The 21,271-nt window shown below is 73.2% G+C and carries 20 protein-coding genes; 4 read left to right on the top strand and 16 right to left on the bottom strand.

The window, feature by feature from the left end; genetic code table 11:
- From LG324_RS15540 to LG324_RS15555, 4 genes are all read right to left on the bottom strand, one after another.
- Complete coding sequence (locus tag LG324_RS15540) at window positions 1–1,656, bottom strand: amino acid permease (RefSeq protein WP_404349362.1); 1,656 nt, start codon at window positions 1,654–1,656, stop codon at window positions 1–3.
- 122 nt (window positions 1,657–1,778) lie between these two features.
- Window positions 1,779–2,873, bottom strand: coding sequence for a branched-chain amino acid aminotransferase (locus LG324_RS15545; protein WP_404349364.1), 1,095 nt, complete (start codon window positions 2,871–2,873; stop codon window positions 1,779–1,781).
- 58 nt (window positions 2,874–2,931) lie between these two features.
- Window positions 2,932–4,002, bottom strand: coding sequence for a 3-isopropylmalate dehydrogenase (locus LG324_RS15550; protein ID WP_404349368.1), 1,071 nt, complete (start codon window positions 4,000–4,002; stop codon window positions 2,932–2,934).
- Between the two features lie 140 nt (window positions 4,003–4,142).
- The gene (locus LG324_RS15555) at window positions 4,143–4,238 is read right to left on the bottom strand and encodes a hypothetical protein (RefSeq protein ID WP_030527893.1); all 96 of its coding nucleotides are present in this window, start codon (window positions 4,236–4,238) and stop codon (window positions 4,143–4,145) included.
- Between the two features lie 423 nt (window positions 4,239–4,661).
- Here LG324_RS15555 and LG324_RS15560 point away from each other — a divergent pair, with 423 nt between their 5' ends.
- Window positions 4,662–5,177 (top strand): DUF3995 domain-containing protein, encoded by a 516-nt coding sequence (locus LG324_RS15560; RefSeq protein ID WP_404349371.1) that lies wholly within the window; start codon window positions 4,662–4,664, stop codon window positions 5,175–5,177.
- On the opposite strand, the gene serA is transcribed toward LG324_RS15560, so the two are convergent.
- The 5 genes from serA to LG324_RS15585 form a co-directional block, all read right to left on the bottom strand.
- A complete protein-coding gene (gene serA, locus LG324_RS15565; RefSeq protein ID WP_030527891.1) occupies window positions 5,164–6,750 on the bottom strand; it encodes a phosphoglycerate dehydrogenase in 1,587 nt (528 codons plus the stop codon). The genes LG324_RS15560 and serA overlap by 14 nt on opposite strands.
- Window positions 6,751–6,900: 150 nt before the next feature.
- Window positions 6,901–7,368: a DedA family protein gene (locus LG324_RS15570; protein WP_404349374.1), complete on the bottom strand. Its 468-nt coding sequence runs from the start codon at window positions 7,366–7,368 to the stop codon at window positions 6,901–6,903.
- A 91-nt stretch (window positions 7,369–7,459) separates the two neighbouring features.
- Window positions 7,460–8,491 (bottom strand): ketol-acid reductoisomerase, encoded by a 1,032-nt coding sequence (gene ilvC, locus LG324_RS15575; protein ID WP_404349376.1) that lies wholly within the window; start codon window positions 8,489–8,491, stop codon window positions 7,460–7,462.
- 61 nt (window positions 8,492–8,552) lie between these two features.
- On the bottom strand, window positions 8,553–9,065 hold the full coding sequence (ilvN, locus tag LG324_RS15580; protein WP_030527888.1) for an acetolactate synthase small subunit: 513 nt from the start codon (window positions 9,063–9,065) through the stop codon (window positions 8,553–8,555).
- A gap of 9 nt (window positions 9,066–9,074) precedes the next feature.
- Window positions 9,075–10,955, bottom strand: coding sequence for an acetolactate synthase large subunit (locus tag LG324_RS15585; RefSeq protein ID WP_030527887.1), 1,881 nt, complete (start codon window positions 10,953–10,955; stop codon window positions 9,075–9,077).
- 264 nt (window positions 10,956–11,219) lie between these two features.
- Between LG324_RS15585 and LG324_RS15590 the strand changes: the two genes are divergently transcribed.
- Both LG324_RS15590 and LG324_RS15595 read left to right on the top strand, forming a co-directional pair.
- Window positions 11,220–11,435, top strand: a complete 216-nt coding sequence (locus LG324_RS15590) for a hypothetical protein (protein WP_404349380.1) — start codon at window positions 11,220–11,222, stop codon at window positions 11,433–11,435.
- On the top strand, window positions 11,432–12,004 hold the full coding sequence (locus LG324_RS15595) for an FUSC family protein (protein WP_404349382.1): 573 nt from the start codon (window positions 11,432–11,434) through the stop codon (window positions 12,002–12,004). The genes LG324_RS15590 and LG324_RS15595 overlap by 4 nt, the downstream gene beginning before the upstream one ends.
- Here the strand turns inward: LG324_RS15595 and LG324_RS15600 are convergent.
- Genes LG324_RS15600 through ilvD form a run of 3 tightly spaced genes read right to left on the bottom strand, consistent with a single transcriptional unit; the run spans window position 11,989 to window position 16,034 of the window.
- Complete coding sequence (locus LG324_RS15600; protein ID WP_404349384.1) at window positions 11,989–13,560, bottom strand: hypothetical protein; 1,572 nt, start codon at window positions 13,558–13,560, stop codon at window positions 11,989–11,991. The two genes, LG324_RS15595 and LG324_RS15600, sit on opposite strands and share 16 nt — an antisense overlap.
- A 7-nt stretch (window positions 13,561–13,567) precedes the next feature.
- Window positions 13,568–14,341 carry an ABC transporter ATP-binding protein gene (locus tag LG324_RS15605; protein WP_242525817.1) on the bottom strand — a complete coding sequence of 258 codons (774 nt, stop codon included), beginning with the start codon at window positions 14,339–14,341 and terminating at the stop codon, window positions 13,568–13,570.
- Window positions 14,334–16,034: a dihydroxy-acid dehydratase gene (ilvD, locus tag LG324_RS15610; RefSeq protein ID WP_404349387.1), complete on the bottom strand. Its 1,701-nt coding sequence runs from the start codon at window positions 16,032–16,034 to the stop codon at window positions 14,334–14,336. The genes LG324_RS15605 and ilvD overlap by 8 nt, the downstream gene beginning before the upstream one ends.
- Window positions 16,035–16,206: 172 nt before the next feature.
- Between ilvD and LG324_RS15615 the strand changes: the two genes are divergently transcribed.
- Window positions 16,207–16,797, top strand: coding sequence for a fasciclin domain-containing protein (locus LG324_RS15615; RefSeq protein ID WP_404349390.1), 591 nt, complete (start codon window positions 16,207–16,209; stop codon window positions 16,795–16,797).
- Window positions 16,798–16,870: 73 nt separating this feature from the next.
- Here LG324_RS15615 and LG324_RS15620 read toward each other — a convergent pair whose 3' ends face one another.
- The 4 genes from LG324_RS15620 to LG324_RS15635 all read right to left on the bottom strand — a co-directional run bounded on the left by LG324_RS15620 (window position 16,871) and on the right by LG324_RS15635 (window position 21,206).
- A complete protein-coding gene (locus LG324_RS15620; RefSeq protein ID WP_404349392.1) occupies window positions 16,871–17,683 on the bottom strand; it encodes an anti-sigma factor family protein in 813 nt (270 codons plus the stop codon).
- Window positions 17,670–18,248: an RNA polymerase sigma factor gene (locus LG324_RS15625; RefSeq protein ID WP_245616120.1), complete on the bottom strand. Its 579-nt coding sequence runs from the start codon at window positions 18,246–18,248 to the stop codon at window positions 17,670–17,672. Before LG324_RS15625 ends, LG324_RS15620 begins: the two co-directional genes overlap by 14 nt.
- A 109-nt stretch (window positions 18,249–18,357) precedes the next feature.
- Window positions 18,358–19,008, bottom strand: a complete 651-nt coding sequence (locus LG324_RS15630) for a fasciclin domain-containing protein (RefSeq protein WP_207023350.1) — start codon at window positions 19,006–19,008, stop codon at window positions 18,358–18,360.
- Window positions 19,009–19,127: 119 nt separating this feature from the next.
- Window positions 19,128–21,206: an MMPL family transporter gene (locus LG324_RS15635; protein WP_404349395.1), complete on the bottom strand. Its 2,079-nt coding sequence runs from the start codon at window positions 21,204–21,206 to the stop codon at window positions 19,128–19,130.
- Window positions 21,207–21,271 lie beyond the last annotated feature (65 nt).

Consider the following 21,271-nt stretch of genomic DNA (forward strand, 5'->3'; position numbering starts at 1 on the left):
TCACTTCAGCGGGTCGCCGGGCTTCCAGTCGTGCTCCACCCCGCCGTGGGCCGTCTTGCCGTGGTGCTCGAGCGCGATCTCGTCGGCGCCGGTCATGCCCTCGGGCAGGTCGATCGTCGTCTTCGGCCCGGTGAACCACTTCTTCGCCGACAGGTGCCACCCGACCCACAGCGCGACGAGCGTGCCACCGGTGAGGATGGGGGCGTAGTTGACGAACTTCCAGCTGAACTCGTCGTTCAGCGGGTTCGCGGCCGGGGTGAACGGGAGGACGAAGTACACCGACACGACCGCGATCTCCGCGACCGCGAGCGGGGCCATCCACCGCCACTTGCTGCCGAGGTTCCACCGGCCCTGCTGGAAGGAGTCACCGGCCTTCCACCGCAGGTAGATCGGGATGGCGAAGGCGAGGTAGAGGCCGATGACGGCCACCGACACGACGGCGTAGAAGGCCACCGGGACCGGGGCCCCGTTGATGTCGACCTCGACGAGCGCCGGGAGGGTGATGATCGCGGCCACGACGGACGAGACGAGGACCGCGTTGGCCGGCACCTTGCGGCTGTTGAGCCGCGCCCACCGGGAGGCACCCGGCACCGCACCGTCGCGGCTGAAGGCGAAGAGCATCCGGCTCGTCGAGGTCATGCAGGCGGTGGTGCAGAAGAACTGGCCGATGCTCGCGATGAGGAGCACGGTGCCGGCCCAGCCCGACGAGAGCGCCTGGTTGAAGATCAGGGCCACGCTGCCACCGCCCTCGGTGACCGCCGCGGGGTCCTGGACGGCGAAGAGGAAGGACAGCAGGAGGATCCAGCCACCGATGGCCGAGTAGAAGATCGAGCGCCAGATGCCCTTGGCCGCACCGTCGGCCGCGCCCTGCGTCTCCTCCGAGAGGTGGGCCGAGGCGTCGTAGCCGGTGATCGTGTACTGCGTGAGGAGGAAGCCGAGGGGCAGGACGTAGAACCAGAAGCCGAAGCCCTCGGTGTCACCCCCCGCCAGCCCGCCGCTGTTGTTGACCCGCATCGTGAAGACGTCCGCGACGCTCATGTGCTTCTCGGGGAGGAACACGAGGATGAGGATGACGGCCGCGGCGCCGACCACGTGCCACCACACCGAGACGTTGTTGAGCAGCGCGAGGAGGTGCCCGCCGAAGATGTTGACGAGCGCGGTCAGCACGAGGACGACGAGGAACATCCAGAACACGCGCTGGAGGCTGTAGCCCGCCGCCCACGACTCGCTCATCGTGCTGAACGACAGGTCGAAGAACGTCGCGGCACCGTAGGCGACCGATGCGTCGACCGCGAGCAGGCCGATGAGGTTGAGCCAGCCGGTGTAGTAACCCGCCTTCGCGCCACCGAGCTTGGCCGCCCACCAGTAGATGCCGCCGGACGTCGGGTAGGCCGACACCAGCTCCGACATGCACAGGCCGATGACGAGGATGAAGGCCGAGATGATCGGCCAGCCGATCGAGATGGCGATCGGGCCGCCGTTGTTCCACGCCTGGCCGAAGGTCGTGAAGCAGCCGGCGAGGATGGAGATGATCGAGAAGGAGATCGCGAAGTTGGAGAAGCCGGACCAGCTCCGGTTCAGCTCCTGCTTGTAGCCCAGCTCGGCGAGGAGGGCCTCGTCGTCCGAGTGGCCTTCGGTCGTCCGGGAATCGCTCACGTGCACCTCTTGGTGTGCAGAAGCGGACCGCGGGGGTCCGGGGCGGATCGAGTGGTGCACAGACAACACCCGGCGCTCCGGCGGTGTCAATGGTCCGTTCAGGAACCATTGATCGCGGTCGGTCAGGCCAGGCGCGTCAGCCAGCCGCGCGAGTCCTCGGCGCGCCCGTACTGGACGTCGAGCAGGGCCTGCCGGATGGAGCGCGTGACCTCACCGCCCTCGTCGCCCGCGGTGGACGGCGCCTCGCCGCCGTCCCAGCAGAGCTCACCGACCGGCGTGATGACCGCGGCTGTGCCACAGGCGAACACCTCGCGGATGTGCCCGTCGCGCACGCCGTCCTTCCACTCCTGGATCTCGATGCGACGCTCCTCCGGCTCGAGCCCGAGGTCCTTGGCGAGCTCGAGGATGGAGCTGCGCGTCACGCCCTCGAGGATCGTGCCGGTGAGCTCCGGGGTGAGCAGCCGCGCGTCGTCGGTGACGAGGAAGAGGTTCATCCCGCCGAGCTCCTCGATGTACGTGTGCGTCGCGGAGTCGAGGAACACGGCCTGGTCGCAGCCGTGCTCGATGCCCTCGAGCTGGCCCGCGAGCGAGGAGGCGTAGTTGCCGCCGGTCTTCGCGGCGCCGGTGCCACCGACGCCGGCCCGGGCGTAGTGCTCGGAGATCCAGAGGCGCACCGGCTTGAGGCCGCGCGGGAAGTACGCGCCGGCCGGCGAGGCGATGACCGAGTAGGTGACCTCGTTCGCCGGGCGCACCCCGAGGAAGGCCTCGCTCGCGTAGAGGAAGGGGCGCAGGTACAGGCTCGTCTCGCCCGTGCCGAACGCCGGGACCCACGCCTCGTCGACCTCGACGAGCGCGCGCAGCGAGGCGAGGAAGTCGTCGGTGGGCAGCTCGGGCAGGGCCAGGCGCCGGGCGCTGCGCTGCATCCGCTCGGCGTTGGCCTCGGGGCGGAAGGACCACACCGAGCCGTCCTCGTGGCGGTACGCCTTGAGGCCCTCGAAGACCTCCTGCGCGTAGTGCAGCACGGCGGCGCTCGGCATGATGGTGATCGGGCCGTACGGGTGGATGCGCCCGTCGTGCCACCCGCCGTCGCGGGTCCACGTGGCGCTGGCCATGTGGTCGGTGAAGTACACGCCGAAGCCGGGGTTCGCGAGGATCTCGGCACGACGCTCGTCGCTCGCGGGGTCCGGCCGGCGCTCGAGGTCGAAGGTCAGGCTCATGGGACGGAAGGTCCTTTCCTCGGGAAGCGACGGTGCTCCCGAGAGGCTAGCCGGTCGGTCAGAGGCGCGCCGCGATGGCGTCGCCGACGGCGCTCGTCGAGCGGGCGGCGGTGCCGCGCTCGGCGAGGTCGGCGGCGACGGCCTGCTCGACGCGGGCGGCGGCGTCCGCGAGCCCGACGTGCGCGAGGAGCATCGCCACCGAGAGCACGGTGGCGGTCGGGTCGGCGACGCCCTGGCCGGCGATGTCGGGGGCCGAGCCGTGGACCGGCTCGAACATGCTCGGGAAGCGGCCCTCGGGGTTGATGTTGCCGCTGGCCGCGAGGCCGATGCCGCCGGCGATGGCCGCGGCGATGTCGGTGATGATGTCGCCGAACAGGTTGTCGGTGACGACGACGTCGAAGCGGCCGGGGTCGGTCGCGAGGAAGATCGTCGCGGCGTCGACGTGCTGGTAGGCGGTCTCGACGTCGGGGAACTCGGCGCCGACCTCCTCGACCGTGCGCCGCCACAGGTGGCCGGCGTGCGTGAGGACGTTGTGCTTGTGCACGAGGGTCAGGTGCTTGCGCGGGCGGGCCTGGGCGCGGGCGAACGCGTCGCGGACGACCCGCTCGACGCCGAAGCGGGTGTTGACGCTCACCTCGGTCGCGATCTCGTGCGGCGTGCCGACGCGCAGGGCGCCGCCGTTGCCGGTGTACGGACCTTCGGTGCCCTCGCGGACGACGACGAAGTCGATCCCCTCGGGCGCGACGCGCTCGACGGCCAGCGGGCTCTCGACGCCCGGGTAGAGCTTGGCCGGGCGCAGGTTGACGTAGTGCTCGAGGGCGAAACGCAGCGGCAGGAGGACACCGCGCTCGAGGACGCCGCTCGGCACGCCGGGGTCGCCGATCGCGCCGAGGAGGATGGCGTCGTGGCCCGTGACCTCCTCGAGGACGGAGTCCGGGAGGGTCTCGCCGGTCGCGTGCCAGCGCCGGGCGCCGAGGTCGTACTCGGTGGTCGCGACCTTGGGTCCGTCGGCGCCGACCGCCGCCTCGAGCACCTTGAGCCCCTCGGCGACGACCTCCGGGCCGATCCCGTCGCCGGCGATGACGGCGAGGTCGAGGGAGGACGGGGTGGTCGTGGCGGCGTCGCTCATGTGCTCCAGCCTAGGGAGGTGGGTCCGGGATGCGGACGGCCGTCCCAGCCCGTGGAAGGGCGAGAACGGCCGTCGGGTCCGCGCCGCTCGTGGGCGGCGTCGGGGCTCAGGCCCACGCAGAGCGTGGGACCCGGTCGCTGTCAGTCGTCGCTGTGACCCTGGTCGCGCAGGTCCATCGACTCCTGCAGGGCCTGGCGTGCCAGGGTGGCCTCGTCGAACGTCGTCTCGGTGTTCATCGCGTCTCTCGTTTCCGCGGCGGGTGCCGCTCGGGGGTTCTGGGTGGTCCGGTGCTCGAGCCGGGGTGGGCCGGCGAGCGGTCAGCGGCGTCGCGGGGTCTCCGCGGCGAGGGTGCTGACTACAGGACCTCGCCGCGGCCGGGAATGAGGAGTACGCGCCGCGTCATGCCTCCACGGTAGGAGGACGTCCTACTACCCGTCAGGTCGATCCCACGATGCGGACCGCGCGACGCACGAGATGCGCGTCACACCGGCCGCCGAAGTTCGGAATCGCGCGTCTCGGCGGCCCCTGGACGACGTGATCAGCGGTGGCGACGACGGATCGAGTGCACGGGGCGCCCTCTGTCCCACGACGGCGTCCCGGGGTCCCGCCGGGGTCCTCCCCCATGCCGCGGTCGGTCGCACGCCCGTAGCGTCGACACCGTGCCTCTCCGCCCCTCCGCCCCACCCGCCCTGGTGCTCGCCGCCGGCCTCGGTACCGTGCACGCCGCCTCCAGCCTCGCGTGGGCGGCCGGCTCCCCCGTCCTCGCCGCCACCCTCGGCGAGTGGGCGACGTCGTGGCGGGACGAGTCCCCCGTGGCCGCCGGCCTCGCCCTCGCCGCCATCGGGCTCGGCAAGCTCGCCGCGGCGTGGGTCCCCCTCCTCGCCGCCCGACGTGGCGGCCCGCGGCACGGCCTGCGCATCGCGGCCTGGCTCGTCGCCGCCGCCCTCGTGCTCTACGGCCTCGCGAACACCGTCGCGGCCAACCTCGCCCTGACGGGTGGCCTCGGCCCGGTCGAGGACCTCGTGGCCGTCCGCGGCCACGCCTGGCTGTGGGACCCCCTCTTCCTCGCGTGGGGGCTCGCCCTCGCGGCCGGGCTGCGCCGCACACGACGACGGCGGCCCACCCCCGAGGGGGCGGACCGCCGTCGCGGGGTGCCGGTGGTCAGCCGAGGTTGACGACGCGCACGGTGTCGGCGCCGATCTCGCGACCGATCGCCGCGACGACCTCGTCGGGGATCGCGCGGTCGACCGTCAGCGCCACCATCGCGGTGCCGTCGGCGTCGTGCGGCGAGACCTGCATGGCGGCGATGTTGACGTCGGCGTCGCCGAGGAGGCGGCCGATCGAGCCGATGACGCCCGGCCGGTCGACGTAGGAGAAGAACGCGAGGTGGCGGCTCAGCGGGACCTCGAGGTCGTAGCCGTGGACGCCGGTGACCTTCTGGACGAGCTTCGGGCCGGTCAGCGTGCCGGCCACGGAGACGACCGTGCCGTCGGCGAGCGTGCCCTTGAGCGTCGTGACGTTGCGGTAGTCCTCGCTGCTGCCGTCGGTGACCAGGCGCGACTCCAGGCCGCGCTCCTTGGCGAGCAGCGGGGCGTTGACGTAGGTCACCGGGTCCTCGGTGATGTCGGTGAACAGGCCCTTGAGCGCCGACAGCTCCCAGATCGAGACGTCGTGCTGGGTGATCTCGCCGCGCACCTCGACGTCGAGCTGCACCGGCACGGAGCCGGCGATGGCGGTGAAGACGCGGCCGAGCTTCTCGACGAGGTCGATGCCCGGGCGGACCTCCTCGGCGACCGCGCCGCCGGACACGTTGACGGCGTCCGGCACGAGGTCGCCGCCGAGCGCCAGGCGCACGGACTTCGCGACCGCGACACCGGCCTTCTCCTGGGCCTCCTCGGTCGAGGCGCCGAGGTGCGGCGTGACGACGACCGACTCGAAGGCGAACAGCGGGCTGTCGGTGCACGGCTCGGACGCGAAGACGTCGAGTCCGGCGCCGGCGACGCGACCGTCGGCGATGGCCTCGGCGAGGGCCGACTCGTCGAGGACGCCACCGCGGGCGGCGTTGATGATCCGCACGCTCGGCTTGACCTTCGCGAGGGCCTCCTTGCCGATGAGGCCGAGGGTCTCGGGCGTCTTCGGCAGGTGGATGGTGATGAAGTCGGACTCGGCGAGCAGCTCGTCGAGGGTGACGAGGCGGGCCCCGAGCTGGCCGGCGCGCTGCACCGACACGTAGGGGTCGTAGGCGAGGATCTCGACGCCGAAGCCCTTGAGCCGCTCGGCGACCAGCTGGCCGATGCGCCCGAAGCCGACGATGCCGACCTTCTTCTCGAGCAGCTCGACGCCGCCGTACTTGCTGCGCTTCCACGCGCCGTTCTTCAGCGCCTCGTTGGCCGGCGCGATGTTGCGGGCGCAGGCGAGGAGCAGGCCGACGGCGAGCTCGGCGGCGGAGGTGATGTTCGAGGTCGGCGCGTTGACCACCATCACACCGGCCTTCGTGGCGGCGTCGACGTCGACGTTGTCGAGACCGACCCCGGCGCGGGCGACGACCTTGAGGTTCTTCGCGGCGGCGAGGGCCTCCGCGTCGACCTTGGTCGCGGACCGGATGAGGATCGCGTCGACGTCGGCGATGGCCGGCAGGAGCTGGGAGCGGTCCGCGCCGTCGGTGTGGCGCACCTCGAAGTCGGGTCCGAGGGCGTCGATGGTCGCGGGCGAGAGCTCCTCGGCGATGAGGACGACGGGCTTGGTCACGTGAAAGGTCCCTTGCGTGCGTGGGTGGTCGGGGGTCCGCCGATGCGGTGACGTGCCGTCCGGCACGCCGCTGTGCCGGGACCTCCATCGTAGGCACCCGCCAGCATGTGGACACCAGTGACCACGATGTGATCGTCGTCGCGTCCGGGGTCAGGCCGCGGCGTCGACCCGACGACGCAGCCGCCGCGCCGCGAGGACGACGAGCAGCACGACGCCGGCGGCCACGAGGAGCCACCACCAGGGCACCCGGCCGAGCGCGGCGTCGACGACCGTCATCCCGACCGTCGTGTAGACGGCCGCCCAGAGCAGGGCCCCGAGGACGACCGCGGGCAGGAAGCGGCGCAGCGGCATCCGGAGCATCCCGCTGGAGGCGTTGATCGCGCTCTGCAGGCCGACGGTGAGGAAGCCGAGGGTGACGGCGGGCGGGCCGACCCGGCGCACGAAGCGCTCGGCGCGCGCGACGGCCGGCCGGTCGAGGTGGTGGGCCCAGCGGGTGCGCCCTCCCCCGGCCCGCACGCCGCGCCCGACCCAGTACGTCGCGACCCCGCGGGCCGTGGCGCCGGCCCAGAACGCGACGAGGACGACCCAGAAGGGCCACCCGTCGACGAGGTCACGCATGTGTCGAACGTACAGAACACGCCGTGCGCGAGGAGTCGCGCACGGCGTGTTCTGCTCACTCGACGGGGTGGGTCGAGGTGGTGGTGTCGCGTCAGCGCGCGGCGGAGCCCTCGACGTAGTCGCTGTCGCGGTCGGTGTCGACCCACGCCATGAGCTGGCGCAGCTCGCGGCCGGTGCCCTCGATGGGGTGGGCGGCGCCCTTGGCGCGCAGCTCCTTGAACTCCGGTGCCCCGGCGTCCTGGTCGTCGATGAAGCGCTTGGCGAAGTTCCCGTTGCGGATGTCCTCGAGGACGGCCTTCATGTTGTCCTTGACGTGCGGGTCGATGACGCGGGGCCCGGAGACGTAGTCGCCGTACTCGGCGGTGTCGGAGACCGACCAGCGCTGCTTGGCGATGCCGCCCTCGATCATGAGGTCGACGATGAGCTTGAGCTCGTGGAGGCACTCGAAGTACGCGACCTCGGGCTGGTAGCCGGCCTCGACGAGCGTCTCGAAGCCGTACATGACGAGCTGCGAGGCGCCACCGCAGAGGACGGCCTGCTCACCGAACAGGTCGGTCTCGGTCTCCTCCGTGAAAGTGGTCTTGATGCCGCCGGCGCGCAGGCCGCCGATCGCCTTGCCGTAGGACTTCGCGAGGTCCCAGGCCGAGCCCGAGGCGTCCTGCTCGACGGCGAGGAGCACGGGCACGCCGCGCCCGTCGACGAACTCGCGGCGCACGATGTGGCCGGGGCCCTTCGGGGCGACCATGAGCACGTCGGAGCCGGCCGGCGGCTCGATGTAGCCGAAGCGGATGTTGAAGCCGTGGCCGAAGAGCAGGGCCGCGCCGTCCCGGAGGTTCGGCTCGATCTCGGCCGCGTAGAGACCGCGCTGCACCTGGTCCGGCGTGAGGATGACGACGAGGTCGGCCTCGCGGACGGCGTCGGCGACGGTGTGGACGGTCAGGCCCTCGGCCTCCGCCTTGGCGCGGCTCGTGGAGCCCTCGGCGAGGCCGACGCGCACGTCGACGCCGGAGTCGCGCAGGTTGAGGGCGTGGGCGTGGCCCTGGCTGCCGTAGCCGATGACCGCGACCTTGCGGCCCTGGATCACCGACAGGTCGGCGTCGTCGTCGTAGAACATCTCGGCCATCGGAACAGGCCTCTCCTTCGGGTCGGGTGTGCTGCTGGATGGGACTCTAGGGGGGTGCGGCTCAGGCGCTGCGGAGCGCCCGGTCCGTGATCGAGCGCGGCCCACGGCCGATCGCGACCATCCCCGACTGCACGAGCTCGCGGACACCGAAGGGCTCGAGGACCTCGAGCAGCGCGTGGAGCTTCTCGGTGGTGCCGGTCGCCTCGATGGTCAGCGACTCGGTCGCGACGTCGACGACCTTGGCCCGGAACATCTGGACCATCTCGAGGACCTGGCTGCGGGTGGCGGCGTCCGCGCGCACCTTGATGAGCATGACCTGCCGCTGGACGGCCGAGCCGGGCTCGAGCTCGACGACCTTGAGCACCTCGACGAGCTTGTTGAGCTGCTTGGTCACCTGCTCGAGCGGGAGGTCCTCGACGTCGACGACGACGGTCATCCGCGAGACCTCGGGGTGCTCGGTCTCGCCGACGGCGAGGCTGTCGATGTTGAAGCCGCGGCGGGAGAAGAGCGCGGCGATGCGCGCGAGGACGCCGGGCTTGTTCTCCACCAGGACGGACAGCGTGTGCTTGCTCATGGTTCTCCCTCAGCGGCCGTCGTGGTCGGCGTCGGTGTGCTGCTCGATGGCCTCGGACTCCTCGCGGTCCCACTGCGGAGCGGTGTCGCGGGCGACCTGGATCGCGTCGTTGCTCACGCCGGCGGGGACCATCGGCCAGACCATCGCGTCGCGCTCGACGACGAAGTCGACGACGACCGGGCGGTCGGTGACGGCCATCGCCTGGCGGATCGTCTCGTCGACGTCCTCCGGCCGCTCGCACCGCAGCCCGACGCAGCCGTAGGCGTCGGCGAGCTTGACGAAGTCGGGGACGCGCGAGCCGACCGAGGTGTGCAGGTCGGTGTTCGAGTAGCGCTCGTTGTAGAAGAGGGTCTGCCACTGGCGGACCATCCCGAGGCTGCTGTTGTTGATGATCGCGACCTTGATCGGGATGTTGTTGATGACGCAGGTGGCGAGCTCCTGGTTGGTCATCTGGAAGCAGCCGTCGCCGTCGATGGCCCAGACCGTGCGGTCCGGCTCGCCGACCTGCGCGCCCATCGCGGCCGGGACGGAGTAGCCCATCGTCCCGAGGCCGCCGGAGTTGAGCCAGGCGTTGGGCCGCTCGTACTGCACGAACTGCGCGGCCCACATCTGGTGCTGGCCGACACCGGCCACGTACACCGACTCCGGCCCGCTCAGCGCGCTGAGCCGCTCGATGACGTACTGCGGTGCGAGAGCGCCGTTCTCGGGCGCCGTGTACCCGACGGGGAAAGTCTCCTTCCAGCCGGCCACACGCTCGCGCCACGCGGTGTAGTCGCCGCCCTGCCCGGCCTCCATGTCGGCCTCGACCGCCTCGGCGAGGTCGGCGATGACGGCGCGCGCGTCGCCGACGATCGGCACCTCGGCGACGCGGTTCTTGCCGATCTCGGCCGGGTCGATGTCGGCGTGGATGACCTTGGCCTCGGGCGCGAAGGTCGACAGCTGCCCGGTGACCCGGTCGTCGAAGCGCGCGCCGAGCGCGATGATGAGGTCGCTCTTCTGGAGGCCGGTCACGGCGGCGACCGAGCCGTGCATCCCCGGCATGCCGAGGTGCAGCGGGTGGCTGTCGGGCAGGGCGCCGCGGGCCATGAGCGTCGTCACGACGGGGATCTGCGTCAGCTCGACGAAGCGGCGCAGCTCCTCGCTCGCGCGGGCCCGGATGACGCCGCCGCCGACGTAGAGGACGGGGCGCTCGGCCGCCGCGACGAGGCGCGCGGCCTCGCGGATCTGCTTGCCGTGCGGACGGGTCACCGGGTGGTAGCCGGGCAGGGCGATCTTCGGCGGCCACGAGAACGTGGTGCGCGCCTGGAGCGCGTCCTTGGAGATGTCGACGAGGACGGGCCCGGGCCGGCCGGTGCTCGCGACGTGGAACGCCTCGGCGATGACCCGCGGGATCTCGGCGGGGTCGGTGACGAGGTAGTTGTGCTTCGTGACCGGCATCGTGATGCCGCGGATGTCGGCCTCCTGGAAGGCGTCGGTCCCGATGGCCGTCGAGCTGACCTGCCCCGTGATCGCGACGATCGGCACCGAGTCCATGTAGGCGTCGGCGAGCGGCGTCACGAGGTTCGTGGCGCCGGGGCCGGAGGTCGCCATGCACACGCCGACCCGCCCCGTGGCGGCCGCGTACCCCTCGGCCGCGTGGCCGGCGCCCTGCTCGTGGCGCACGAGGATGTGGCGGACCTTGACGGAGTCCAGCAGCGGGTCGTAGGCGGGGAGGATCGCGCCGCCGGGGATGCCGAAGACCGTGTCGACCTCCATCGCCTCGAGCGAGAGCACGAGGCTCTGGGCGCCGGTCACCTCCACGGGTGCCTTGGCGCGCGCCTGCTCGGCCACCCGGGCCGGGCTGGGAGCCGGTTTCAGGGGTGCCGGGGTCGCCGGTCGGGTGTCGCTCACGTTCGTGTCACCGCTTCCTTCTCGCCGAAAGGGTCGTGCCGGGGTCCGCGCACAAAAAAACCCTCCAGTCCCATGGTGGGACGACGGAGGGAGCGCGCCTGGTCGCGGGGGCGTCAGGCGCGCTGTGGAAGTACGAGGATCCGGGCCACGCGACAACTGTCTCCCCCTCCCCCCGGTGTGTCAACCGGCGAGACGGCCGGTCCCAGCATCCGGGACCGTGGCGTCCGTCACTCCGGCGGGTCCGGGCCGCGCTCGCCTCGCGCCGTGTCCGTCCCGTGGCCACCACGCCGCGTCCTCACCCTCGCGGCCGCGCTCGTCGTCGCCGTCGCGGCCCTCGCCGCGCTCGTCGTCGCGGTGCTCTGCGCCGCCTCCTTCGGTCTCGGTGTCCTCTCCGCGGGGCCGCCCGCCTCGCGACCTTCCTCCCCGTCCTCGCGGCCCTCGGCGCCGGGCTGCCGCTGGGGCGGACCGGTGGCGTCGTGACCCTGTGGGTGGGCGTCGGCGCGCTGCTCGTCGTGGCGGCCGCCACCGCGGCCCGGGCCGGCGCCGCCCCGCAGCCGGTCCCCCTGGCCGAGGCGGGTCGGCACGCGCTGGCCACCGCCGTCGTCGCCGGGGTCGGCACCACCGTGACGAGCGCCCTCGGCCTCGGGCACGGCTACTGGCTCGTCGTCGCGGTCGCGACGGTGCTGGCGGTGTCGCGCAACGAGACCGCCGGCCAGGCCACCGCGCGGGTCGTCGGCACCGTCGTCGGTGTCGTGCTCGCCGTCCTCGCCACCGCCCTCGTCCCGACCGCCGTCGTCCTCGCCGGGGCCGGCGTCCTCGGCGTGCTCGCCCTCGCGTGGACGGCCGTCCGCGAGACCCGCTGGATGGCCGGGGCGTCGAGCGCGGCGATCGTCCTCGTCGGCTCGAGCGGCCTCGTCGGCCGGGCCTCCGGCGTCGCCCTGAAGCGGCTGCTCCTCACGGTGGCCGGGGCGGGGCTCGCCGCGCTGCTCGCGGCGCTGCTCTGGCGGGTCGAGTCCGCGGGGCCGGACCGGCGTCAGACCTGGACCTGACCGAGGCGTCCGAGCATCTCGGGGGCGGTGCGGTCGAGGTGGCGCCCGCCGAGCACGACCCCTGCGGCGAGCAGGCCGGCGCCGTAGAGGACCGAGACCACCACGACGACGGCACCGAGCAGGGCGCTCCCCCGCGACAGCACCGCGCCGACGACGACCGGGAGCACGAGCACCACCGGGCCGACGAACGACGCGAGGGCCGTGAGGCAGCCCTGGGCGGCGCCGCCGGACGACGCGGCGAAGGGGTTGCCGCCGGTCCGCGGGGCGGTGCCCGGCAGGACGGCCCCGACCCCGGCGGCGAGGCCGAGGCTCGCGCCGAACGCCGCCACGACCACGGCGAGCCAGGCGAGCACCGCCTCGATCGCGCCGATCCCCACCGACACGACGAAGGTGAGGGCGACCACCGGGCCGAAGACGACGGCCGAGGCCACGACCCGCCCGAGCCGGTCCTCCCACCCCCGCACCCCGGTGCTCACGTGCATCCACCACGCCGGCCCGTCGAAGGCGAGGTCGTTCATGAGGGTCAGCCCGGCGAAGACCGCGAGGGTCACCACCCCGGTCCCGGCGAGGGCCCCCGTCCCGGTCACGGCCGCCTGCACGACGAAGAAGACCGGCAGCACCGCCGTGCGCAGCGCGATGCTCACGAGGCGGCTGTCCCGGTACCAGGCCCGCACCCGGCGCGCGGCCACCGCGGCCGTCGGCGAGTGCCCGAGCAGGCGCGGCAGGAGCCGGCCGCGACCGATGTGCTGGCCGCCGCCGCTCGTCATCGGGGAGGTGAGCACCCGCTCGAGCTGCCGCACCCACACCCGCCAGAGGACGGCGAGCAGGCCGAGCGCGAGGGCGAGGTGGACGACGGCGGAGGCCCACCGACCGGTCGCGACGTCGAAGGGCAGGCCCCAGGCCCAGCCGACCGGCGTCCATGACGCGACGACGGCGGCATCGCGGGCGTCGAGCGAGCGCAGCGACAGGCCCGGCTCCCCCGAGGTGACGAGGAGGTTGAGGACGAGCGGCAGCAGGGTCGCGAGCGCGACGACGGCCGCCCCGAGCAGCCGACCGGTCCGGCTCGTCATCACCCCGGCGAGGGCGCTGGTGACCGCGCGCGTGAGGAGCACGGCCGTGAGCGGGCCGAGCACGGCCGCCGCGAGCGCCGCCGGGACCGCCGCGGGGTGCGAGGACCACGCGAGCACCTGGGCGAGCGCGAGCAGCGTGAGCACGACGGCGGGGATGCCCGTGAGGGTCGCGGCGAGCAGGCCCCGCGCCAGCTCGGGCGCGCGCAGCGGCAGGACGGTGAAGCGGGTGGGGTCGAGGACGTTGTCGACGCCCGTCGCGACGAGGCTGAGCACCAGCCAGAGGAGCGTGACCCCGGCGAAGAGCGGCACCGTGACCGCCGTGAGCGCGAGGGGGCGCGCCGCGAGGAGCGCGATGGACGGCCCGAGGAGGCCGACCGCACCGAGCGCGACCAGCCCTCCGATGATGGCCGACACCAGCTGGACCGAGCTGCGCGAGAGGGCGGTCCGCCACATCCGCAGCCGCAGCCGGACGATGAGCAGGGTCATCGGCGGCTCACCCCCCGAGCCAGGTGAGGCCGTCCTCCGAGACGTCGCCCGCGCCGACGAGCTCGAGGAAGCGCTGGTGCAGGGAGCCGGTCGCGGTGAGTGCGGCCACGGTGTCCTCGGCGAGCACCCGGCCGCCGGCGACGACCGCCACCCGGTCGCAGAGGCCCTCGACGAGCTCCATGACGTGGCTCGACATGACGACCGTGCCACCCGTCGCGACGTAGCGCCGCAGGATGGTTCGGATGGCCTGGCCCGACACGGGGTCGACGGCCTCGAACGGCTCGTCGAGCACGAGCAGGCGCGGGGCGTGGATGAGCGCCGCCGCGAGGCTGATCTTCTTGACCATCCCCGCGCTGTAGTCGGCGACGACCGTGTCGGCGTCGGCGGCGAGGTCGAGCACGGTGAGGAGCTCCTCGGCCCGCGGACGGCTCACGTCCTGGGGCATCCGGCGCAGGTCGGCGACGTAGTGCAGGAGCTCGCGCCCGCCCAGCTGCTCGAACAGGCGCAGCCCGTCGGGGGCGACCCCCATGACCGCCTTGGCCGCCGGCGGGTCCGCCCACACGTCGTGACCGAGGACGCGCGCGGTGCCGGCGGTCGGGCGCAGCAGGCCGGTCGCCATCGACAGCGTGGTCGTCTTGCCGGCGCCGTTGGGCCCGACGAGCCCGTAGAGGCAGCCCCGGGGCACCGCGAGCGAGAGCCCGTGGACCACCCGCCGCCCCCGGAACTCCTTGACGAGGCCGACCAGCTCGAGCGCCGGCCCCTCCCCCGGTGCGTCAGTCACACACCGCCCCCGTGCTGGCGCTCTGCACCAGCCGGCGGTACTTGGCGAGGACACCGCGGGTGTACTTCGGCTCGGGGTGCGTGACGCCCTCGGACCGCCGGCGCTCCATCTCCGCGTCGTCGACGAGGAGGTCGAGCGTGGCGTTCGCGACGTCGAGGCGGATGCGGTCGCCGTCGCGGACGAACGCGACCGGGCCCTCGTCGACGGCCTCGGGCGCGACGTGGCCGACGCACAGGCCGGTCGTGCCGCCGCTGAAGCGGCCGTCGGTGAGGAGGAGGACGTCCTTGCCGAGGCCGGCGCCCTTGATGGCCCCGGTGACGGCGAGCATCTCGCGCATCCCCGGGCCGCCCTTGGGACCCTCGTAGCGGATGACGACGACGTCGCCGGCGGTGAGGGCGCCCTGCTCGACGGCGTCCATCGCGGCGCGCTCGCCGTCGAAGACGCGGGCGGTGCCCTCGAAGACGTCGGAGTCGAAGCCGGCCGACTTGACGACCGCGCCCTCGGGGGCGAGCGAGCCCTTGAGGATGGTCAGGCCACCGGTGCGGTGGATCGGCTCGTCCATCGCACGCACGACGTGGCCGTCGGGGTCCGGCGGACGGATGTCGGCGAGGTTCTCGGCGACGGTGCGACCGGTGACGGTGAGGCAGTCCCCGTGCAGCAGACCGGCGTCCAGCAGCGCACGCATGACGACGGGGACGCCGCCGACGCGGTCGATGTCGGTCATCACGAAGCGGCCGAAGGGCTTGACGTCGGCGAGGTGCGGGACCTTGGCGCCGATCCGCTGGAAGTCGTCGATGGTGAGGTCGACCTCGGCCTCGTGGGCGATGGCCAGGAGGTGCAGGACCGCGTTGGTCGAGCCGCCGAAGGCCATGACGACGGCGATGGCGTTCTCGAACGCCTCCTTGGTCATGATGTCGCGTGCGGTGATGCCGCGGCGGAGCAGCTCGACGACCGCCTCGCCGGACTTGCGGGCGAAGCCGTCGCGGCGGCGGTCGGTGGCCGGCGGAGCGGCCGAGCCGGGCAGCGACATCCCCATCGCCTCGGCGACGGACGCCATCGTGTTGGCGGTGTACATGCCGCCGCAGGCGCCCTCCCCCGGGCAGATGGCGCGCTCGATGGCGTCGACGTCCTCACGGCTCATCTTCCCCGCGAGGCACGCTCCGACCGCCTCGAAGGCGTCGATGATCGTCACGGTCTTCTCGGTGCCGTCCGACAGCTTGGCGATGCCCGGGAGGATCGAGCCCGCGTAGAGGAAGACCGACGAGAGGTCCAGGCGCGCGGCGGCCATGAGCATCCCCGGCAGGGACTTGTCGCAGCCGGCGAGCAGGACCGAGCCGTCGAGGCGCTCGGCGCTCATGACGGTCTCGACCGAGTCGGCGATGATCTCGCGGCTGACGAGCGAGAAGTGCATCCCCTCGTGGCCCATCGAGATGCCGTCGGAGACGGAGATGGTGCCGAACTCCAGCGGGTAGCCGCCGCCGGCGTGCACGCCGTCCTTGACCGCCTTGGCCAGCCGGTCGAGCGAGAGGTTGCACGGGGTGATCTCGTTCCACGAGCTCGCGACGCCGACCTGGGGCTTCGCGAAGTCGTCGTCGCCCATGCCGACGGCGCGCAACATCCCTCGGGCGGCGGTCTTCTCGAGACCGTCGGTGACGTCGCGGCTGCGGGGCTTGATGTCGGGCGTCGTCGTCATGCCGGTCATCCTAGGTTCGCCGCCGGGGTCTCGCCCGGGTGTCCCGCCGATCGACCCACGACCGCCGCCGCCGCAGGTCGTCGAAAGTTTGTCGAAGGAAGTGCATCCACGGGCACGGTGACGACGGAAGTGGGGGTGTCAGGAACACCACCCCCTCCGGAAGGACCCCGTCATGCGACGCACCCTCGCCGCCACCGCCGCCCTCTCCCTCGCGCTCGTCGTCAGCGCCTGCGGGTCGGACTCCGACACCGACGCCGGGGCGAGCACCCCCGCCACCTCCTCGGCCGCGCCGACCTCGGCCTCGCCGAGCGCCTCGGAGTCCGCCGCCGCCTCCGCCGACATCGTCGACACCGCCGTCGCGGCCGGCGGCTTCACCACCCTCGCCACCGCGCTCGAGGCCGCCGGCCTCGTCGAGACCCTCAAGGGCGAGGGGCCGTACACGGTCTTCGCCCCGACCGACGAGGCGTTCACGGCCCTTCCCGACGGCACCCTCGACGACCTGCTCGCCGACCCGCAGGGCGCGCTGACCGACGTCCTCACCTACCACGTGGTGCCGGGCAAGGTCATGGCCGCCGACGTCGCGACGATGGACGGTCAGGAGGTCGAGACGGTCAACGGCGAGAAGCTGACCATCGGCGTCGACGGCGACACCGTCACCCTCACCGACACCTCCGGAGGCGAGGTCACGGTGACGCAGACCGACATCGAGGCCACGAACGGCGTCATCCACGTCATCGACGGCGTGCTCGTCCCCAAGGGCTGAGCCACCGACCGACGCGGACGGGCCCCGGGTGCACCAGCACCCGGGGCCCGTCCGTGTGTGCGGCGGACTCTCGTCAGAGGGCGAGGGTGCCGCGCGCGATGCTGTCGCCGGAGTGCTCGGGCTTGTCGTCGTACCCCTCGCGGGAGATGTCGACGATGACGTAGCCCTGGTCGATGAGCGACTGGTCGATGGCGAAGCGCTGGTTGCCCTCGCCGGGCCGGAGCACGCCCACCGAGACCATCCGCTTGAGGTCCTTGTTGATGAGCCACACCTCGAGGTATCCGGTGCCCGGGTCGAGCGCCGGGGTGTCGACGTCGAGGTCGAGGTGGCCGTCGACGCGGACGGCGCTGGCCGCCCCGAGGACCTGCTGCGTGTCGAGGGTGTCGAGCTTCGTCTCGCCGAGCACGACCGCGGACGGTGTCGGCTGCGGCTCCGGACCGTCCAGGGCGCGCACCCCGACGCCCCCGACGACGACCCCGGCAGCAGCGGCGGCGACGAGCCACCCGCCGGCGAAGCGGCGCCGGCGCGACCGGGCGGGCGCCAAGGAGGCCGCGGGTGCCGGGTCGGGCAGCGGAGCGACGACACCGCGCGGCGGCGCGGGCGGGGTCGCGTCGTCGGCGACCGCGCCGTCGACGACCGTGAGGACGGGACGCCCCTCCTCGTCACGGTCGATCTCGGCGGCGACCTTGTCCCAGAGGCCGGCCGGCGCGGCGACGAGGTCGACCGGGTCGCGCAGCAGCTCGGAGACGGCGCGCAGGGCGGCGACCTCGTGGGCGCAGCGGGGGCAGGTCTCGAGGTGGGCGGACACCTCGGCCGGGACCGGGTGACCGGTCGCGAGCAGCACGAGGTCGTCGTCCGGGTGGACGGCGTGCTCAGGCGTGGTCATCGGTCACCTCCTCCAGGTGGCGTCGCAGGGTCGTGAGTCCTCGGCGGATGTGGCTCTTGACGGTGCCGAGCGGGAGACCGAGCCGCTGCGCGACCTCCTCATGGGTGAGTTCGTCGACGAGGGCCAGACGGATGGCGCTCGCGCGGGGTTCGCCGAGACGGTCGAGCGCGTCGGCCAGCAGGAGCCGCGCCGCGAGCCGCTCCTCGGGGGGCGGAGCGTGCGTGTCGGGCAGGGACTCGCGCGCCGCCGCCTCGGCGTCGCGGGCCTGGCGGGCCCGCTGGGCGTGCAGGTCCGCGACCTTGTGCCGGGTGATGCCGACGAGCCAGCCGGGCACCGACCCGCGCGTCGGGTCGAGCGTGTGCCGGCCCCGCCACGCCGCGACGAACACCTGCTGGGTCACGTCCTCGGCGTCGTGGTGGTTGCCGAGCGAGCGCACCGCCAGCGTGTGGACCAGGCCCGACCAGCGGGCCCAGGCCTCCTCCAGCGCCTCGCGCGACCCCGCCACGAGACGGGCGGCGACGTCGTCGACCTGCGCCTCGGCCCCGGTCTCCGCGTCCACGCTCACGCCACCCACCCTAGGGCGTGCCGCGCGGTACGGCACCGACGGCGGCGCCGCACCGATGGTGGGGTCCTGTCCCCCCACCACCGGCGCGACGCCCGTCGCGAGCGACACCTCAGAGGTCGAGGGGCCGCAGGACGAAGACGATCCCGTGGGCGATCTGCTTGTTGCCCTTGTTGATGTCGAACCGGCGGGGGTTGACGAACGGGTTGACGTCGTTGCGGTCCTGGTCCTTGAGCTCGATGATCGGGATCCACTTGTTGAGGACCTTGACCGTCACCGTGCCGCCCTGGGCGGTCGTCAGGGCCGCGCCGTTGGCCTTGACGGCGTCCCGCTTGGTGATCGTGGCGCCCGGCACGACGTGGTAGAGCAGCACCTGCTCGATCGCGTCGACCCCGACGGCCGCGACGAGGGCCTCGAAGGTCTTCTTCTCGGTCGAGGGCCAGCGCTTGGTGAGGTCGTACGCGAGGACCTGGAACGAGCGGTCGTCGGGCAGGAACGCGGTGACCGGCGTCGTGCCGTCCGCCAGCACCTTGACCGGGCTGTTCGGCTTCGCGGCGAGCACCGCGAGGACCGCCTCGGTGACGATGTCGTAGTCGTACCAGTTGTGGTCGAACGTGTTGCCGTCGCTCGTGAGCACGGCCGCGAGGCTGCGGGTGCCGGTGGGCGTGGACGATCCGGACGACGCGCTCGCCGGGGCTGCGGCGAGGGTGGTGGCACCGAGGGCGACGGCCACGGCGGCGGTGACGAGGCGACGGGTTCGCATGGAGGACCTCCTGGTCGAGGGAGGGTCGCCCCGGTGGCGACCCACCCCCTCTTCCGCCGCGCCCCCCGGCCCGGATGCACCGGGCGGGAGGAAATTTCTCCTCCCGCCCGGGCGTGGCCTCAGGCGCTCGGCGCCCCCGCGGCGACGGGCTCCTCGTCGCGGCCGGCGCCGCGCTCGTCGTCGTGGCGCCGGAGCCTGCGCGGCCACCAGAACCGCTCGCCGAGCAGGACCGCGGCGGCCGGGACGAGCAGGGTCCGCACGATCAGCGTGTCGAGCAGGACACCGACGCAGATGATGACGCCGAGCTGCGCGAGGACCACCAGCGGCAGCACGCCGAGCACGGCGAAGACCGCGGCGAGCAGGATGCCCGCGCTCGTGATGACGCCACCGGTCGCCGCGAGGGCGCGGAGCATGCCCTCGCGCGGCCCGTGCCGCCGGGCCTCCTCGGACGCCCGTGTCACGAGGAAGATGTTGTAGTCGACGCCGAGCGCGACGAGGAAGACGAACGCCAGCAGCGGGACGCCCTCGTCGAGCCGTTCGAACCCGAGCACCTGGGTGAAGAGCACCCAGCTGATGCCGAGGCTGGCGAGGTAGGTGCCGACGACGGTCGCCACGAGGACGACCGGGGCGACGACGCTGCGCAGGAGCCCGCCGAGCGCGAGGAGCACGAGCCCGAGGATGAGCGGCAGGATGAGGGCACGGTCGCGGGAGGACGCCTCGGCCGTGTCGACCGCCTCGGCCTCGGTGCCTCCGACGTAGGTGTCGGGCTGGTCGGCGAGCGCCTCGCGCAGGGCACGGACGTTGTCGCGGACCTCGTCCGAGCCGGGGTCGCCGGAGAGCACGGCGTCGACCTCGGTCACCCCGCCGCCACTGGCCGCGACGCGGGCGGACTCGACGCCGGGGACCTGCCCGACCCGCTGCGCGAGCGCCTCGCCGTCGCCGCGCGTCATGACGACGACGGGGTCGACCGAGCCGGCCGGGAAGGACTCGCCGTAGCGCTGCGAGGCGGTGATGGACTCGGGGGTGTCGAGGAACTGGTCGGCCGTCGAGAGGCCGGCCTTGACCTGGCTGATGCCGCCCGCGGCGACCGCGAGGCCGACGACGACGACGGCGACGACCGCGACGGGTCGACGGGCGACCGCGTCACCGACCCGGCGCCAGGCCGAGTGACCGTCGGCGAGGCCGGTCTGGCCGACCCGCGGGACCTGGGGCCAGAAGATCCACCGGCCGAAGACGACGAGCGCGGCCGGCAGGACGACGAGCACGAAGAACGCCGCGACGACGACGCCGACGGCGCAGGCGAGCCCGAGCCCGCGGGTCGCGGGGAAGGCCGACAGCAGGAGGGTGAGGAGGCCGAGGACGACGGTCGAGGCGCTCGAGAGCACGGCCTCGGTGGTGCGCCGCAGCGCGTGGGCCATCGCCGCGCGCCGGTCCTCGGTGGTGCGCAGCTCGTCGCGGTAGCGCGAGATGAGCAGCAGCGCGTAGTCGGTGCCCGCACCGAAGACGAGCACCGAGAGGATGCCCACGGTCGACTCGTCCCAGGCGACGTCGAAGAGGGCCAGCGTGTGCGTCGCGGCGACGGCGGCGAGCTGGTCGGCGACGCCGACGACGGTGAGCGGCACGAGCCAGAGGACCGGGCTGCGGTAGGTGAGGACGAGCAGCAGCGCGACGACGCTCGCCGTCGCGAGCAGCAACCGGGTGTTGGCGCCGTCGAAGACACCGGCGAGGTCGGCCTGGATCGCGGCCGGACCGGTGACCTGCGCGGTCAGCCCGTCGGGCAGGTCGGCCTTCGCGGCCTCCCGGATCTGCGCGACGGTGTCGGCCGTCCGGGTCGCGTCGCCCTCCTGCACCGGGACGACGACGACGGCGGCCGTCCCGTCCTCGCTGCGCTGCGCGGGGATGCCGGCGGCGCCCGGCAGGTCGCGGGCCTTGGTCTCGATGGCCTGCGTGTCGGCGTCGGTCAGCCTGCCGTCCCGCGCGAAGAGGACGACGGCCGCCGACCCCTGCTCGTCGGGCAGCTGCTGGCGCAGCGCGGCCGCCTCGCGGCTCTCGGAGTCGAGCGGCAGGGCGGTGAGCGTGCCGTCGGGCTTCTCGGCCTGCCCGACGACGCCGACGACCGCACCGGCGGCGAGGAGCGCGACGAGCGCCAGCAGGCCGGCGACCCACCGGCGGGTGACGAGGTCGGCGATGCGTCCCACGGTTCAGCCTCCGTTGCTGTTGACAGGAATTGCTAGGATCGGAGCAACAGGTGATTCACCTAATT

Origin of the sequence: Phycicoccus jejuensis (assembly GCF_044797865.1) — a bacterium.
Lineage (GTDB): Bacteria > Actinomycetota > Actinomycetes > Actinomycetales > Dermatophilaceae > Phycicoccus > Phycicoccus jejuensis.